Source organism: Microtetraspora glauca, assembly GCF_040656155.1.
GTDB classification, from domain to species: Bacteria; Actinomycetota; Actinomycetes; order Streptosporangiales; family Streptosporangiaceae; genus Microtetraspora; species Microtetraspora glauca.
Window position 1 is genome coordinate 44407 of sequence record NZ_JBFALK010000019.1, and the last position, 14329, is coordinate 58735.

Genomic DNA, 14329 nt, shown 5'->3' on the forward strand with positions numbered 1-14329 from the left:
TGCGTCACCGGAATTCTCGCACGTTGCCCACCAAATCGGTTCCGCCCATCACGGTGTTGCGCAGACAGAGATGACTCGCGACTTGTCGACACCTGGACGTTAAAGGTCAGACATTGCCGATCATTGGCCGTATGATTGCTGTGTCCGCAATTGCGGTTATTGCGGCTCTGGTGTGATCTTTCGTGATGATCCGCGAGTGGCTCAGGCGAGGGAACCGGCATGATCGTCGACAAAATCGTTCCCGCGTACGACTTCCAGGTTCTCGGACCGCTCCAGGTCCGCGTGGAAGGGATCACGTTGGCGTTGCCGGCGCGCCATCCGCGCATGCTGCTCGCCGTCCTGCTGCTGCACAACGGCGAGGTCGTTCCCGAGGGGCGGCTCCTGGAACAGGTGTGGGGCCACGGCGTCGGCAGCACGATCGCCCTGCGCACGGCCGTGTCGCGACTGCGCTCCTGGTTGCGAGACAAGGCGGCCGCGGTCGCCGAGATCGAGCACGTCGGCGGCGGCTACCGGCTCCGGCTGCCGGACCGGTTCCTCGACGCCGCACGCTTCCGCGCCGCGCTGGCCGCCGACGTCGAGACCGCGGGAGGAGACCCGCACCAGCGGCTCGCCGCCCTGGTGGGCGCTCTCGAACTCTGGCACGGCTCCGTGCTTGACGGCTTCCCCGAGGGGGTGCGGGAGGAGTCGGCGATCCGCGCTCTGGAAGACGAGCACGCCACGTGCGTGCAGCGGCTGGCCACACTCGCCATCTCGGTCCAGATGCCCGAACTGGTCCTGCCGAGGGCCCGCGCCCTGGCGCGGGCGCGGCCGTTCGACGAGCCGCTGCACACACGCCTGATCGAGTTGCACGCCGCCTGCGGCCGGCCCGCGGAGGCCCTCATGGAGTACGAGAGGTTGAGAACCCGGCTGGCCGAGGAGCTGGGCGTCGCGCCCAGCGCGGACGCGCAGAACGCCTATCTGAGCGTGCTCAACCAGGACCTTCCGTCGCCCGGCGGGTTCGAGCGGCCCAGTGGCATGGGGCGGGGACATCAGGTGGTCCCCCGTCAGACCCCTCCCGACATCGCCGACTTCACGGGACGCGCCAAGGCGGTCGCCGTGCTCCTCGACCACCTGGACGGGGTGCTCGACGACTCGACCAGGACGACCGCGCTGGTCGCGGCGATCACCGGTCCCGCCGGAGCGGGCAAGACCGCCGTCGCCGTGCACATCGCCCACCGGCTGATGTCCGCGTACACCGACGGCCAGCTCTACGCCGACCTGCGCGGTCGTGCGCCCATGCCCGAATCCCCGATCCGCGTGCTCGGGCGGTTCCTGCGGGCGCTCGGAGTCGGCAAGAACGCCGTACCTGACGACCCGGCCGAGCGCACGGCCCTGTACCGCAGCCTCGTGAGCGGCCGTCGCATGCTGGTCATCCTCGACGACGCCGCGGACGAGGCGCAGGTACGGCCCCTGCTCCCCGGCTCACCGGCGTGCGCGGTCCTCATCACCGGCCGCACCCGGCTGGTGGGAGTCGGCGGCGCGAGGATCGTGGAGGTCGACCGGTTCGACACCGATCACGCCATCCAGCTCCTCTCGGCCATCGTCGGGCACGAGCGGGTGACCGCGGAACCCGACGCCGCGGCCGAGCTGGTCCGGCTGTGCGACAGGCTTCCCCTGGCGGTGCGCATCTGCGGCGCCCGGCTCGCCGCGCGCCCGTACTGGCCCATCGCCGGCCTGGTCGCCCTGTTGCGCGACGAGCATCGCCGGCTGGACGAGTTGAGCGTCGCGGACCTGGCCGTACGGGACGGTCTGGTGCAGAGCCACGCACGGTTGAGAAAGGACGTCCGCCAGACGCTGACCCGGCTGGCCAGGTTGGGGCGGGTCGAGTTCACGACCGGCACCGTCGCCGCCGTCTGCGGCCTGGACCACAGCGCCGCCGTGGACCATCTGGGCATCCTGGTCGAGGCCCGGTTCGTCTCGGTGGTCGACACCGGTCAGGCCGGCCGGTTCCACTATCGCGTCGACGACCTGGTCCGGCTGTTCGTCCTCCACCCGAGCTGAGCTGAGAGAAGCCGAGGTTGAGGCCTTTGTCGTGGTTCGGGTCTTTGACCATAAGGTGACTCCGATGAACGTGATCGGCGGATACGTGCTCAGGCGTGAGCTGGGCCGGGGCGGCATGGGCGTGGTGCACCTCGCCTCCACCTCGACCGGCGGCCTGGCCGCGGTGAAGGTGATCCATCCCCACCTGGCCCGCGATCCGGCCTTCCGGCGGCGCTTCGATCGCGAGGTCACGGCGGCGCGCAGCGTGGCCAGGTTCTGCACGGCTCCGGTACTCGACGCAGGGATCGAAGAGGGCGTCGCCTACCTCGTCACGGAATACGTGAAGGGGCCGGATCTGGCGCAGGCAGTACGCGAGCAGGGGCCGCTGACCGGCGGCAACCTGGAGGCGCTCGCGGTCGGGATCGCCACCGCGCTCCACGCCATCCACGGGGCCGGGGTGATCCACCGCGACCTCAAGCCGTCGAACGTGCTGCTGTCGCCGCTCGGCCCGCGCGTGATCGACTTCGGCATCGCGCAGCTCGTCGACAACCAGAGCCTGGCCAGCCAGGCGATCGTGGGCACGCCCGCGTTCATGGCACCCGAGCAGGTACGCGCCGACCCGCTGACGCCCGCGGCCGACGTCTACGCGTGGGGCGGGGTGATCGCGTTCGCCGGTACGGGACGGTTGCCGTTCGGCGGCGGCTCGCCGTCCGAGGTCCTCTACCGCATCGTCAACGAGGGGCCGAATCTCGACGGCCTCGACGAGCGCATGCGCGCCGTCGTCGAGCGGGCGATGGCCAAGGACCCGGCGCGGCGGCCGAGCGCGCAGCGGCTGTTGGACGAGCTGGTCGGCGGCCGGCCGACCCCCGCGACGGCCACCCAGGTCGTCGAACGCACCTGGTCCGGCACCGCCGGGCCGCGCACGCCCGCCGGTCCTGTCCCACCCGATGGATACGCCACGCGCGATGGGTCGGCCCCGGCCGGAGACCTGTACGTCCCCGGAGACCGGAACGTATCCGGCGGCATGGCCGCATCGGGCCCGGTCGTATCGGGCCCGGTCGTATCGGGCCCGGCCGGACCCGAGGCACGGCCCGCGAAGGTCCGGCGACGGTGGCCCCGGGTCGTGGGCGTCGTGGCGGGCGGCGTCGCGCTCGCCGCGGTCCTGGCCGGCGGGTGGGCCGTCTACACCGGCCTCGGCACGACGGCCCTGCCCTACCGCGCGGACTTCGCCGACGCCTGGGCCGTCGGCGCGTCCGAGGGCGGCCGGAGCGAGCAGGACGGCGGCGGCTACGTGCTGACCGCGAACGCCGGCTGGCGGTTGTGGAAGTCGGCCCCCTTCTCGGGCGAGTCCGCCGAAGGCATCGTGATCAGCTCCAGGGTGCGGCTGGAGCGGGGCTCGGGCGAGTTCGGCGTGTGGTGCCACGGAGACTCGGTCACCGGCGACCGCTACGAGTTCGCGGTCACCGGCTCGGGCGAGGCGTCGATCAGTAAGCGGCACGGCGGGCGGAGCACCGTCCTGCACGGCCCCGTCCAGGTGAGGAAGTCGGCGGAGAACCGGGTCGTCGCCCAGTGCGTACAGCGGGGCGAGAAGGTCGCCCTGAGCATGTGGCTCAACGACGACCTGGTGAGCGAGGCCGCCGACACGAGCGGCCCCTACAGCCCGGGAGCCGTCGGCGTGTACGCGGCCCCGGACACGGCGCAGCCCGTCCAGGTCAGGTTCCGCACGTTCGAGCTACGCGCGGCGAAGGGCTGAGCGGTGCGGTTCGGCGTGCTCGGCCCGCTCCAGGTCCTCGCGGGCGACCGTGATCTGACGCCCGGACCGCCCAAGCACCGTGCGCTGCTGGCCGCCCTGCTGCTGCGGCCGGGTCGGCTGCTCACCGTCGACCGGCTGATCGCCGAGGTGTGGGGCGACGAGCCGCCCGCCTCGGCCGAGCCGGTGCTGCGCGTGTACGTGAGCGCCTTGCGCAAGGTGGTCGACGGGATCCGCACCGTGCCCGGCGGCTACCTTCTCGACGTCGATCCCGACCAGGTGGACGCGTACAGGTTCGAGGGCCTGGTGACCGCGGCCAGGCGGGCCAGGGACGCGGGCAGGATCGTCCGTGCGGCCGACGACCTGCGCGCCGCCCTGGGGCTGTGGCGGGGACCCGCGCTGGCCGGCATCGACTCGGCCGAGCTGCGGCGGGCGCATGCCGTACCGCTGGAGGAGCTTCGGCTGACCGCGCTGGAAGAGCGCGTCGAGCTGGACCTGGCGCTCGGCCGTGGCGCGGAGGTGGCGGGGGAGCTGCGCGCGCACGTGACCGCGCACCCGCTGCGCGAACGGGCGTGGGGGCAGCTCCTGCTGGCGCTCAACCAGGCGGGTCGAAGGTCGGAGGCGCTCACCGCGTACCAGGAGGCGCGGCGGCTGCTGGTCGACGAGCTCGGCCTCGAACCCGGTGCGGAGCTGCGGGAGGCGCACGCGCGCGTGCTGGCCGGAGAGGCCCCCTCGCCGAACATGGCGAACATGCCGAACGTGCGGAACACGCCGAACGCGCCAAGCTCGGCGCACTCGCCGCACATCCCGAGTTCGCCGCACATGCCGGACGGCGCGCGGGCCGTGCCGAACGAGACGCCGCCTGATGTCGCCGACTTCACCGGACGCGAGCGCGTACTGGACTGGATCCGCCGGTCCGTGCCCGCGGCAGGGACCGCGCCCGTCCACCTGGTGCTGCACGGCCCGGCGGGTGCGGGCAAGTCCGCGGTGGCGGTCCACGCGGCCACCGCGCTCGACTTCCCCGACGGACGGCTGCACGCCTCGCTCGCGGCCAGGCCGCCGGGCGCCGTGCTGGAGGACCTGCTGCGCTCGCTCGGCTGCCCGCAGGGTGCCGTGCCCGCCGACCTGGCCGAGCGGGTCCGCCTCTATCGCAGCATGGTGAGCGGGCGGCGACTGCTCGTGGTGCTGGACGACGCGGCCGACGAGGCCCAGGTGCGCCCGCTGCTGCCCACCGGCTCCGGCTGCCTGACGCTGGTGACCAGCCGCTCGCCGCTGTCCGGCCTGGAGGCGGCGCGCGCCTGGGAGCTCGACGTGTTCGCACCGGGCGAGTCGGTGGCGATGCTGGCCAGGGTCGTGGGGGAGCGACGGGTACGCGCGGAGCCCGAGGCGGCGGCGAGGATCGCGGAGTTGTGCGGCGGGCTGCCGCTCGCGCTCAGGATCGCCGGATCCCGGCTGGCGCGGCGGCCGAACTGGACGCTGGAGTACCTCGCGGGACGCCTTGACGACGAGCACGGCCGCCTCGACGAGCTCAGCGCGGGCGATCTGGCCGTGCGCGGCAGCCTGGCGCTCGGCTACCGTGCGCTCTCGGACCGGGAACGCCTGCTGCTGCGCCGGCTGGGCGCGCTGTCCGCGCCCGACTTCGCTCCGTGGGCGGCCGCCGCCGTCCTCGGCGAACCCGCCGACGGGCCGCTGGAGGCGCTGGCCGAGGCCGGCCTGCTGCAGGCGCGCGGGCTCGACGCGGCCGGCCGGGAGCGGTACGGCCGGCACGACCTCACCAGGCTCTACGCCGCCGAGCGTCTGGTCGCGGAGGAGGGCCCGCCCGCCCAGGTGCTCGCCGCGGCCGCCCGGGAGATCCTCGACCGTACCCGGCGGGCCAGGACGATGCTCCTGCCCGCCGAGCCGGGTTCCGGCCAGACCCTGGTCCGTACGGCGGAGCAGGCGGCGGCCCTGGAGACGACGCAGCTCAGGGAGTCGGCCCGCTGGCTGGCCGCAGAGCGGGGCTTCCTGGTCGCCACCGTCGGCGACTTCGAGCGAGCCGGGCTGGACGAGGCGGCGTGGCGGCTGGCCTTCTATCTGACGCCCTTCTTCGAGCTCGGCGCGCACCGCGAGGACTGGCGTACGACGGCGGAGCTCGGCCTGCGGGCGGCGCGGCGGATGGGCCACCGCCACGGCGAGGCGTTGCTGCTGCGGTCGCTGGCCGACCTGCACCGCATGGAGGGCCGCCTTTCCGAAGCCGCCGACGCCCTCCAGCGAGCGCTTCCGCTGGCGGAGGTGGGCGAGGTGGCCCGTACCCGGCACCGGCTCGGTCTGGTCCATCTCGCCCAGGGGCGGCCGGCGGAGGCGGAAGCCTGTTTCGTGGCCTGTCTGGCCGCGTTCTCGGCGGCGGCCGACCGGCGCGGCAGAGCCGACGCGCTGCGCGCCCTCGGCGGCGTGCGGCGGGCGGAGGACCTGCTCGTCAGAAGCCTTGAGGTCTACCGCGAGCTGGGCGACCCGCGCGGGGAGGCGGCGGTCTCGCTCGATCTCGCCGGGCTCTGTCTGGACCGGCGGCGGCCGTCCGAGGCGCGTACGTGGGCCGAACGCGGCCTCGGCCTGGTACGGCGGCTGGGGGACCGGCTGCCCGAGGCCGGGGGACTGGTGGTCCTGGCGCGGGTGGCCATGGCGGAGGGCAGGCCCGACGCCGCCCGCGCGGCCGCCGAGAAGGCGCTCGGGACGTTCGGCGAGTACGGGGACCGCAGAGGCGTCGCGTGGGCGTCGCTGACCCTGGCCGGGGCGCTGCTGGACCTGGATGAGATAGATGGGGCAGTTGATGCCGTAACGCGTGCTGTGGGAGAGTTTGCCGCGCTTGGTGACAGACCCGGCCTGACCGGGGCCCAGGAGCTGGCGAACGAGGCGTCACGGCGGCGTGGCCTGCGCATATAGCGCGCTATGCGGATTCTGAAGGTGGCCCGCCTACGGTCGAACCCGGGTTCGATTCGCGACAGGCAGAGGTGGAAGACGGGATGCGAAGAGGGAACACGCCGAAGGCGGCCGGATATCTGCTCACGGCGGCGCTGGCGGGCGTGCTGACCGGCTGCGGGATGCTTCCCGGGCAACAGGGTGGCAGTGGTGAGGAGAAGCAGCCGGTCTCGCAGGGGAAGCAGGCCGCCGACTCCGTCGACGCCACCGGTTCGGACGGCTCCACCGGTGATGACGGCGGCGGTTCCGGGGACGCCGCCGGCGGTGACGCCGCACCCGACGGGCAGGCGAGCGCGCCCGCCGAGCAGGGCACGGTGATCGCCAGCAGGGAGGTCAAGGCCGGCGGCGCCGACCTGACCGTGGAGATCACCGGACTCAAGCGGCAGGGCCGGCTCTCCACGTTGACCCTGACGGTCACCAACAAGGGCGACGCGCGCTGGCAGATGAGCAGTGGCATGGGCGACACCCCCGCCGGCCTCGGCCTGACCGTGGCGGGGATCAGCCTGGTCGATCCGGCCAACGGCAAGCGGTACACCGTCGCGCGCACGGGGGCCTATCCCAAGGCCAAGTGCCTGTGCTCGGACTACGACGTGTTCACCGAGTCCGGTGAGGTTCTGCCGCTGCACGCCACGTTCGCCGCCCCGCCGCCGGACGTCACGAAGATCAACGTGGATCTCAAGGTCCTGGGTGTGTTCACCGATGTCCCGATCTCCTGAGCGCCTCGTCGTCCTGGCGCTCGCGGTCGCGCTGGTCGCCGGTCCCATGGCCGGTCCCGCGACCGTCGCGTGGGCGGATCCGCTGGACGCCACGGCCGGGGTGGAGGAGATCGTGGCCCCCGTCGAGGACATCAACGCCGAGGTGGAGTCGCTCGACGGCGCCGAGAGCGAGTCGAAGCAGGGCGAGCAGGTCACCGTGGCGCTCACCAGCGACGTGCTGTTCGCGCTCGACAAGGCCGTGCTGACGGCCAAGGCGAAGGCGCGCCTGCGGCAGATCGCCGCGAAGGTCCAGGCCGAGTCAGCGGGCGGGGTGGTCAGGGTCGAGGGCCACACCGACGACCAGGGCACCGACGCCTACAACAACGTGCTGTCTCTCAGGCGGGCGCAGGCCGTACGGCAGGTGCTCCAGGCGACACTGTCCGGCGTGACCTTCCAGGTCAGAGGCTTCGGCGAGACCAAGCCCAAGTTGCCCAACGTCGTCGACGGCAGGCCCGTCGAGGAGAACCGCGCCAGGAACCGGCGAGTGGAGATCGTCTTCACCGCCAGGTAGTGACCTCCGAGTGTTCTGTCGGCCGGTCGGGCGAGGATGGTGTCCATGGCGTACCTGGACAGCGAGGACCCGGTCGCGGTCGCGGCGGTGGAGGCGATCCGCACCGGCGCGGTGCACGAGTTGCGGCGGCTTCTGGACGAGCATCCCGACCTGGCCGCCGTCCGGCTCCGGTCGGCGGAGGGCATGTCGCGGACACTGCTGCACGTGGCGACCGACTGGCCCGGCCACCACCCGGGCGGACCGCGTACGGTCGCGGTGCTGGTGGAGGCGGGGGCCGACGTCAACGGCCGGTTCGCCGGCCCGCACACCGAGACCCCGCTGCATTGGGCGGCGAGCAACGACGACGTCCCGGTCGTGGACGCGCTGCTCGACCGCGGCGCCGACATCGAGGCCCCCGGCTCCGTCGTCGACGGCGGCACGCCGCTGGCCGACGCGGTCGCGTTCGGGCAGTGGAACGCCGCCAGACGGCTCGTCGAGCGCGGTGCGGTGACGAACCTGTGGCAGGCCGCGTCGCTCGGGCTCATGGACCGCGTCCGCCGGATCACCCGGGCGGAGCCCCGGCCCGGCCGTGACGCTCTGACCACCGCACTGTGGTGCGCCTGCCACGGCGGGCAGCGCGAGAGCGCCGAGCACCTCCTCGCGATGGGCGGCGATCTCGACTGGGTCGGCTATGACAGCCTCACCCCGCTGGACGCCGCCCGCCGCTCCGGTGCCGACGATCTGGCCGAGTGGCTGCGCGCCCAAGGCGCCAGGTCGGCGAGCGAGACGCGCTGACGAGGTGTGCCCTTCAACTGATCGTTTCAGAATGAGTCGAGCCGCGGGTCTCGTGCTCGACGGTCGTGGTCGGCGGGGTGTCCGCGTGCGTGCTGATCTTGTTCCGGACGACCTGTGGGAGCGGGTGGTCGCTGTCACGCCAACCGGCGGGAACCGACACGCCCTCGGGGCGCGCGCGGTGGCGCGTCGTCACGTCCTACTCAGGCTCCCAGGCCTGGAGCAGGTCGAAGAGATGCCGGTCGCCGTGGAGTTGCAGGGAGTCCACCGGAATCCGGCCGTACAGGGTGAGGACCAGCTCACTGGCCGTGCCCCGGGCGGAGGCGGCGGCCGCGTCCGGGTCCTCGTCGGCAACGGTGTCAGGCATTGTGCCGGGCGTCGGGAGACGGGTGGTCCGTGCGCCGTCGCCGGAGAGCGAGAGGCGCCAGGAGTGGCCCTCTATGGCGTGGAAGTCGACGGCAGCGGGCTTGTGCGGCCAGGCGCTTGTCCATGCGCAGCAAGTGGACAGGAACTCGTCGACACCGTCGAGTGCCGCTTCGTCCGGCAGCGGCTGCGGGGTACCCAGGGTGATCTGGGCGTCGTAGGTGTGCACAGCGATCTCCTGGACTTGGTGCCGGGCGACGGCACCGGAGCTCTGCGGCGACTCCGACGCACCCCACCACGTCCAGCAACCGGCATCCGGGCCGGCCTCGCGCAGTGCGCTCAGCAACTGCTCCGTCGACTCGACCGACCAGGCCAGTAGGGCCTCGCGCTCCCGGGGCGCAGCCGGCGCGCCCTCCGACGCGGTCTTGGCCGGGGGAGCATCGGCAGGCCCTGCGGCGACGGTGGCAGCCCAGAAGCGGTGCACCCCGCCCAGATGGTGCACTAGATCGATCAGCGTCCACTCGGGGCAGGTCGGCACCTGCGCGTCGAGGCTGGGCGCGGCGGAGACCGCGGCCCGGAAGGCGACCGACCGTTCGTCGATCAGCCGCAAAAGAACGGGGAACTCAAGAGTCTTCGCCACGCTGGATGTCTACCATCACGCCGGGACAACCGCCGTCGATTTTCGCAGTCGGCACAGCCGGCACAGCCGCCACGGCGGGTGCATGGCGGGTGTCGAATACGCGAATGGAACGCCAGGCGATCATTTGCTTCCGTAGCCATGGCGAGGTGCGGCGGAGTCGCGTTCGGGGGCTTCACGTGGTGGCGGCCGACCGCCGATTCAGTACGGCCAGGGCCCACTCGCCCCACTGGTGGTTCTCGCGTTCGAAGGCCAGGCCGCGCATCAGGGTCAGGTAGGGGCCGACGCGCTCGGCGAGAGCCAGGTACTCCTCCTCGCTGTGGCCGTTCAGTAAGCGGGAGCGCAGCCGTTCGTATCGGGCGATCTTGGCTTGGGCCCAGAGCATGCGTTCCTCGACGGCGGCTCGCACGGCCTCGATGGCGCCGACGTCCACGGCTTGGACCTTGACCATCAACTCGTCGCGGAACCGTCGGACCGCCCGCGCCGGCCTCGACCCAGCGCAGTACGCGGTGTCCGCGAACCAGTTCACCGCGCTCCGCTCCACCGGGATCAGGGCCGACATCGCCTGCCCGATGACGTCGTTCACAGGTCCCCCTGCGCCATCCGATGTCCGTTGTGGTCAAATGCGGACGCTACCGCGCAGATCCACAACTGGCACTCCGTCTACCGGCGGACGTCCTTGTCCGGACGCGGTCACATCCCGTCTGGTTCGCGTTGGATGTCCGGTCACCTGGCATCTCTAACGTGCGCCCCATGAAACGAATTTTGACGATCGTCGGTGCCGCCGCCTTGACCTTCGGGCTCGCGCAGCCCGCCTCCGCCACCCCCGCCGACACCTTCGGCCGGGCCACGCTGACCGGATTCGCCGTGCTTCCGGCGGAGACGTTCGTGCCGGGCAGTGAGCCGTCCGGATCGGCGATCGGGGCGGGGCCGTTCAACGGGATCGCCGCCCCGTTCGCGGGACAGCCCGTCCAGGGGTTCAGCGGTGTCGTACGCCGGGGTGACGGCACCTTCGACGTGCTCTCCGACAACGGATACGGAGCGAAGGCCAACAGCGCGGACTTCCTGCTGCGCGTCCACCACATCAAACCCGACGTCTCGACCGGCAAGGTGAAGGTCCTCGGCGGGTTCAACTTGAGCGATCCCGGCAAGCACATCACGTTCCCGCTGACCAGGCAGGACCGGGTGCTCACGGGGGCCGACTTCGACGTGGAGTCGATCGTGCGGGCCAAGGACGGCACACTGTGGATCGGTGACGAGTTCGGCCCGTTCCTGCTGCACTTCTCGGCCACCGGAAAGCTGCTCAGTGCCCCGGTCGAGCTGCCCGGCGTGAAGGCGCCGGAGAACCCGTACCTCAACGGGGGAAACCCGAACCTCGGCAGCAGCAAGGGCTTCGAGGGCATGGCCCGGTCCGTGGACGGAAAGCGCCTCTATCCGCTCCTCGAAGGAACCGTCACCGGGGACGAGGCGGGAACCCTCCGGATGTACGAGTTCGACGTGCGCAAGGGCGCCTACACCAAGCGGCGCTGGACCTATCAGCTCGAATCGCCGTCGAACGCCATCGGTGACGCCATCTCGGTGGACGGCCACCGGTTCCTGATCATCGAGAGGGACAACGCGCAGGGCGACGCCGCCGCGTTCAAGCGTGTCTACCTCGCCGACACGCGGGACCGCGACCATGACGGGAAGCTGGACAAGACCCTCGTCGCCGACCTGCTCGATCTCGCCAACCCGAAGGGGATCGGCGGCTTCGGGCCGACCTTCCGCTTCCCGTTCCAGACGATCGAGGACATCGCCCTGCTGGACGACCAGACCCTGGCCCTCCTGAACGACAACAACTTCCCGTTCTCCTCCGGCCGGACCGCCGGTAAGGCCGACGACAACGAGTTCATCACCGTGCGGCTCTCGCGGCGCCTGCACGCCGACCCGCGCGCCCTGTCCTGATCTCGTGCCTCCCGCCGCCGGGGTGACCGGCGGCGGCCGGGCCCGCCCGTGGAAGATCATCCGCTTTTTAACCGGTTTGTATGTAGATCTTTCTGTTGCCCTATGTCAAGTGAAGACCACGGGCCGCTACAGTTCCTGAATGCGTTTTGTCCCTTTTGTCATGATTCCTGCCTTGCTGGTGATGGGTGTCGCTTCCCCGGCGGCCGCCATCACCAACGGGTCCGCCGACGGAACCGATCACCCTGAAGTAGGGGCCCTGATCGCCGAGAAGCCGCACAGTGACGACACCTGGTCGTTCTGCACCGGCACGCTCATCTCGCCGACGGTCTTCCTCACCGCCGCTCACTGCGGGGAGGACGTGAAGAAGCGGAAGGACGGGAAGAAGATCGCTCGCGTCTCCTTCGAGAGCCGCTACAAACCGGGCGCCAAGGTCTACACCGGTCGATTCGTGGCCGACTCACGCTACAGCGACAAGGCCGACAGCCATGACATGGCCGTGGTCGTCTTCGACACGCCCGTCCCGGACATCGCTCCCGCCACCTTGCCGACCGAGGGCCTGCTCGACGAGCTCAAGGCCGACGGGGGCCTCAAGACGGCGCGCTTCACCCCCGTCGGGTACGGCTCCCTCAACCCGACCAAGGGCACGCACTACGTCTACACCGACGTCCGCAACCAGACGTCCATCTCGTTCAAGTCCCTCACTCCCCGGTGGCTCAAGCTGTCGATGAAGTCCAAGAAGGACGGCAGCACCTGCTTCGGCGACTCGGGCGGCCCCAACTTCCTGGGAGGACGCGACTCCCACCTGATCGTGGCCACGACGATCAGCGGAGACGACGACGCCTGCAAGCTGACCAACCTGGACTACCGCCTGGACACCGCCACCGCCCGGCAGTTCCTCGGCAGGTTCGTCACTCTTCCCTGAGCCGCCTCGGGCGCCATGCCGTGCCCGTACGCCGGGCCCCGGGGGTGGCCTCATCCTCCGATGTAGTGGAAGCCCGGCTCGGGGTGCATGAGGAACGAGTGGTGGGAGATGTTCCAGGCGTACGCGCCCGCCATGGTGAACTCCACCACGTCGCCGCGTTCCAGGCTGATCGGTACGCGCCGGGCGAGCACGTCCTTGGGGGTGCAGAGCTGACCGACGATCGTGACGGGCTCGCCCGGCGCGCCGTCGACCAGCGGCTGGTTGTGCCCCTTGGTCGCCGGGGTGCGGATGTGGTGGGTTCCGCCCGCGACCACGGCGAACAGCTCGCCGTGAACGCGCTTGACGTCGATGACCCGGGTCACGTACCGGCCGCAGTAGACGGTCAGCGAACGCCCCGGTTCGACGCGGAGCACCTCGCCGGGACGGCGCAGCTCCGCCAGGCCCCGGCCGTAGGCGTGCCAGTCGAACCGCCGCTCGGGATCGGTGTAGGAGACGGCCATGCCGCCGCCGAGATTGATCTCGGTGACGCCGAGTCCCCGCGCGTACTCCAGGATGGCGGCGGCCAGCTCCAGCATCCGCGGCGCGTCGAGTCCGCTGGCGAGGTGCGCGTGGATCCCGCGGAGCCGGACCGTGTCCTGAGTGGAGAGCAGGTCCAGGCACTCGTCGATCGCGGCAGGGTCCATGCCGAACGGAGTCGCTCCACCTCCCATGGCCAGGGACGCGCCCTCGACCGGGAGGTCGAGGTTGACCCGGAGCAGCACGTCGGCGGCGCGTCCGGACGCGAGCAGCCGCCTGAGTTCGCCGGTGCTCTCCACGTGGAGCCGGGTGACCTCGCTGACGAGTTCCTCGTCGGTCTTGCCCGGACCGCCCAGCGCGACCGGCTTGTCCGGGTACGACGCGCGTACGTGTGCCAGTTCTCCGCCAGAGGCGACCTCGAAGCCGTCGACGTGTGAGGAGAGAACGCGCAGCAGCTCCGGGTCGGGGTTCGCCTTGACCGCGTAATAGAGCTCGACGTCTCCGAGCGCCGCCCGGACGGACCGCACGTGCGCGTCCAGTTCGGCCAGGTCGTAGACGAACGCGGGAAGCCGTCCGGCGGCGGCGAGTTCCAGCGCGAGCGCACTCGCCGGTGTGCGCGCCCGTTCCTGTGCCCGACCCTGTTCCTGCGCCTCGTTCTCGGCCTGGTTCTCGGCCGGACTCTGTGCGGGCACCACGGCTGTCACATCTCCTCCAGTCCTCCCCGGGCAGGGGGTAGGCGAGCGGGAAGCGGCTCTCGATCACCAGACGGCCGGCGGGTGGCCGTACGCGCGCGGTCGACGAACCTTCAGCGATCTTCCCCGTTTGACGTCCTTACTCCCGTGAAGGACGGGGATCGCCGCGCTTGCGGGCCATGCCGTTGGCAGCGGTGGTCAGGCGGTCCAGCCCAGGAACGCCTCGCCGGCCGAGACCGCGCCCAGCCAGATGCCGACCGCCGACACCGGCACCGCCAAGCCCCACGCCGAGCGCGCCCGGATCGCCCACACGCAGACGCCCAGCAGTCCCAGCCACACGACGAGGAGGGCGATGATCGCCCAGAGGGGGGCCACCAGCCCGCTCGCCAGATAGAAGGGCAGCGCGCAGAGGTGCCCGGCCAGTCCCAGCCAGCTCGCGAGGCGGCCGGCGGCCGTTGGCACGGTGAGCATGTCTCCTCCTCTTTCGTCAATGG

Annotated in this window: 12 protein-coding genes; 8 read left to right on the forward strand and 4 right to left on the reverse strand. The window is 71.6% G+C overall.

Translation table 11 applies throughout. From position 1 onward, the window contains the following. Nucleotides 1-219 precede the first annotated feature (219 nt). The 6 genes from AB0I59_RS30210 to AB0I59_RS30235 all read left to right on the forward strand — a co-directional run bounded on the left by AB0I59_RS30210 (nucleotide 220) and on the right by AB0I59_RS30235 (nucleotide 8764). Entirely contained in the window at nucleotides 220-2040 is a 1821-nt protein-coding gene (locus tag AB0I59_RS30210) for an AfsR/SARP family transcriptional regulator (RefSeq protein ID WP_358138306.1), read from the forward strand. 64 nt (nucleotides 2041-2104) lie between these two features. Continuing rightward, complete coding sequence (locus tag AB0I59_RS30215; protein WP_358138308.1) at nucleotides 2105-3772, forward strand: serine/threonine-protein kinase; 1668 nt, start codon at nucleotides 2105-2107, stop codon at nucleotides 3770-3772. A gap of 3 nt (nucleotides 3773-3775) precedes the next feature. After that, nucleotides 3776-6688: an AfsR/SARP family transcriptional regulator gene (locus tag AB0I59_RS30220; RefSeq protein WP_358138310.1), complete on the forward strand. Its 2913-nt coding sequence runs from the start codon at nucleotides 3776-3778 to the stop codon at nucleotides 6686-6688. An 80-nt stretch (nucleotides 6689-6768) separates the two neighbouring features. Continuing rightward, complete coding sequence (locus AB0I59_RS30225) at nucleotides 6769-7440, forward strand: hypothetical protein (RefSeq protein ID WP_358138312.1); 672 nt, start codon at nucleotides 6769-6771, stop codon at nucleotides 7438-7440. Continuing rightward, nucleotides 7424-7990 (forward strand): OmpA family protein, encoded by a 567-nt coding sequence (locus AB0I59_RS30230; protein ID WP_061260655.1) that lies wholly within the window; start codon nucleotides 7424-7426, stop codon nucleotides 7988-7990. Before AB0I59_RS30225 ends, AB0I59_RS30230 begins: the two co-directional genes overlap by 17 nt. A gap of 45 nt (nucleotides 7991-8035) precedes the next feature. Further along, on the forward strand, nucleotides 8036-8764 hold the full coding sequence (locus AB0I59_RS30235) for an ankyrin repeat domain-containing protein (protein WP_061260653.1): 729 nt from the start codon (nucleotides 8036-8038) through the stop codon (nucleotides 8762-8764). Nucleotides 8765-8960: 196 nt separating this feature from the next. Here AB0I59_RS30235 and AB0I59_RS30240 read toward each other — a convergent pair whose 3' ends face one another. Together AB0I59_RS30240 and AB0I59_RS30245 are read right to left on the reverse strand one after the other, a co-directional pair. Further along, a complete protein-coding gene (locus tag AB0I59_RS30240) occupies nucleotides 8961-9764 on the reverse strand; it encodes a maleylpyruvate isomerase N-terminal domain-containing protein (protein WP_358138315.1) in 804 nt (267 codons plus the stop codon). A 172-nt stretch (nucleotides 9765-9936) separates the two neighbouring features. After that, nucleotides 9937-10347 (reverse strand): virulence activator alpha C-terminal domain-containing protein, encoded by a 411-nt coding sequence (locus AB0I59_RS30245; protein ID WP_358138317.1) that lies wholly within the window; start codon nucleotides 10345-10347, stop codon nucleotides 9937-9939. Nucleotides 10348-10514: 167 nt separating this feature from the next. Here AB0I59_RS30245 and AB0I59_RS30250 point away from each other — a divergent pair, with 167 nt between their 5' ends. Both AB0I59_RS30250 and AB0I59_RS30255 read left to right on the forward strand, forming a co-directional pair. Then, nucleotides 10515-11705 (forward strand): esterase-like activity of phytase family protein, encoded by a 1191-nt coding sequence (locus AB0I59_RS30250; RefSeq protein ID WP_061260646.1) that lies wholly within the window; start codon nucleotides 10515-10517, stop codon nucleotides 11703-11705. A gap of 181 nt (nucleotides 11706-11886) precedes the next feature. Continuing rightward, nucleotides 11887-12627 (forward strand): trypsin-like serine protease, encoded by a 741-nt coding sequence (locus AB0I59_RS30255; protein ID WP_358138320.1) that lies wholly within the window; start codon nucleotides 11887-11889, stop codon nucleotides 12625-12627. A 50-nt stretch (nucleotides 12628-12677) separates the two neighbouring features. On the opposite strand, the gene AB0I59_RS30260 is transcribed toward AB0I59_RS30255, so the two are convergent. Then, nucleotides 12678-13847, reverse strand: a complete 1170-nt coding sequence (locus AB0I59_RS30260; protein WP_358138322.1) for an alanine racemase — start codon at nucleotides 13845-13847, stop codon at nucleotides 12678-12680. Between the two features lie 186 nt (nucleotides 13848-14033). After that, on the reverse strand, nucleotides 14034-14306 hold the full coding sequence (locus AB0I59_RS30265; RefSeq protein ID WP_063818980.1) for a hypothetical protein: 273 nt from the start codon (nucleotides 14304-14306) through the stop codon (nucleotides 14034-14036). Between the last annotated feature and the right edge of the window lie 23 nt (nucleotides 14307-14329).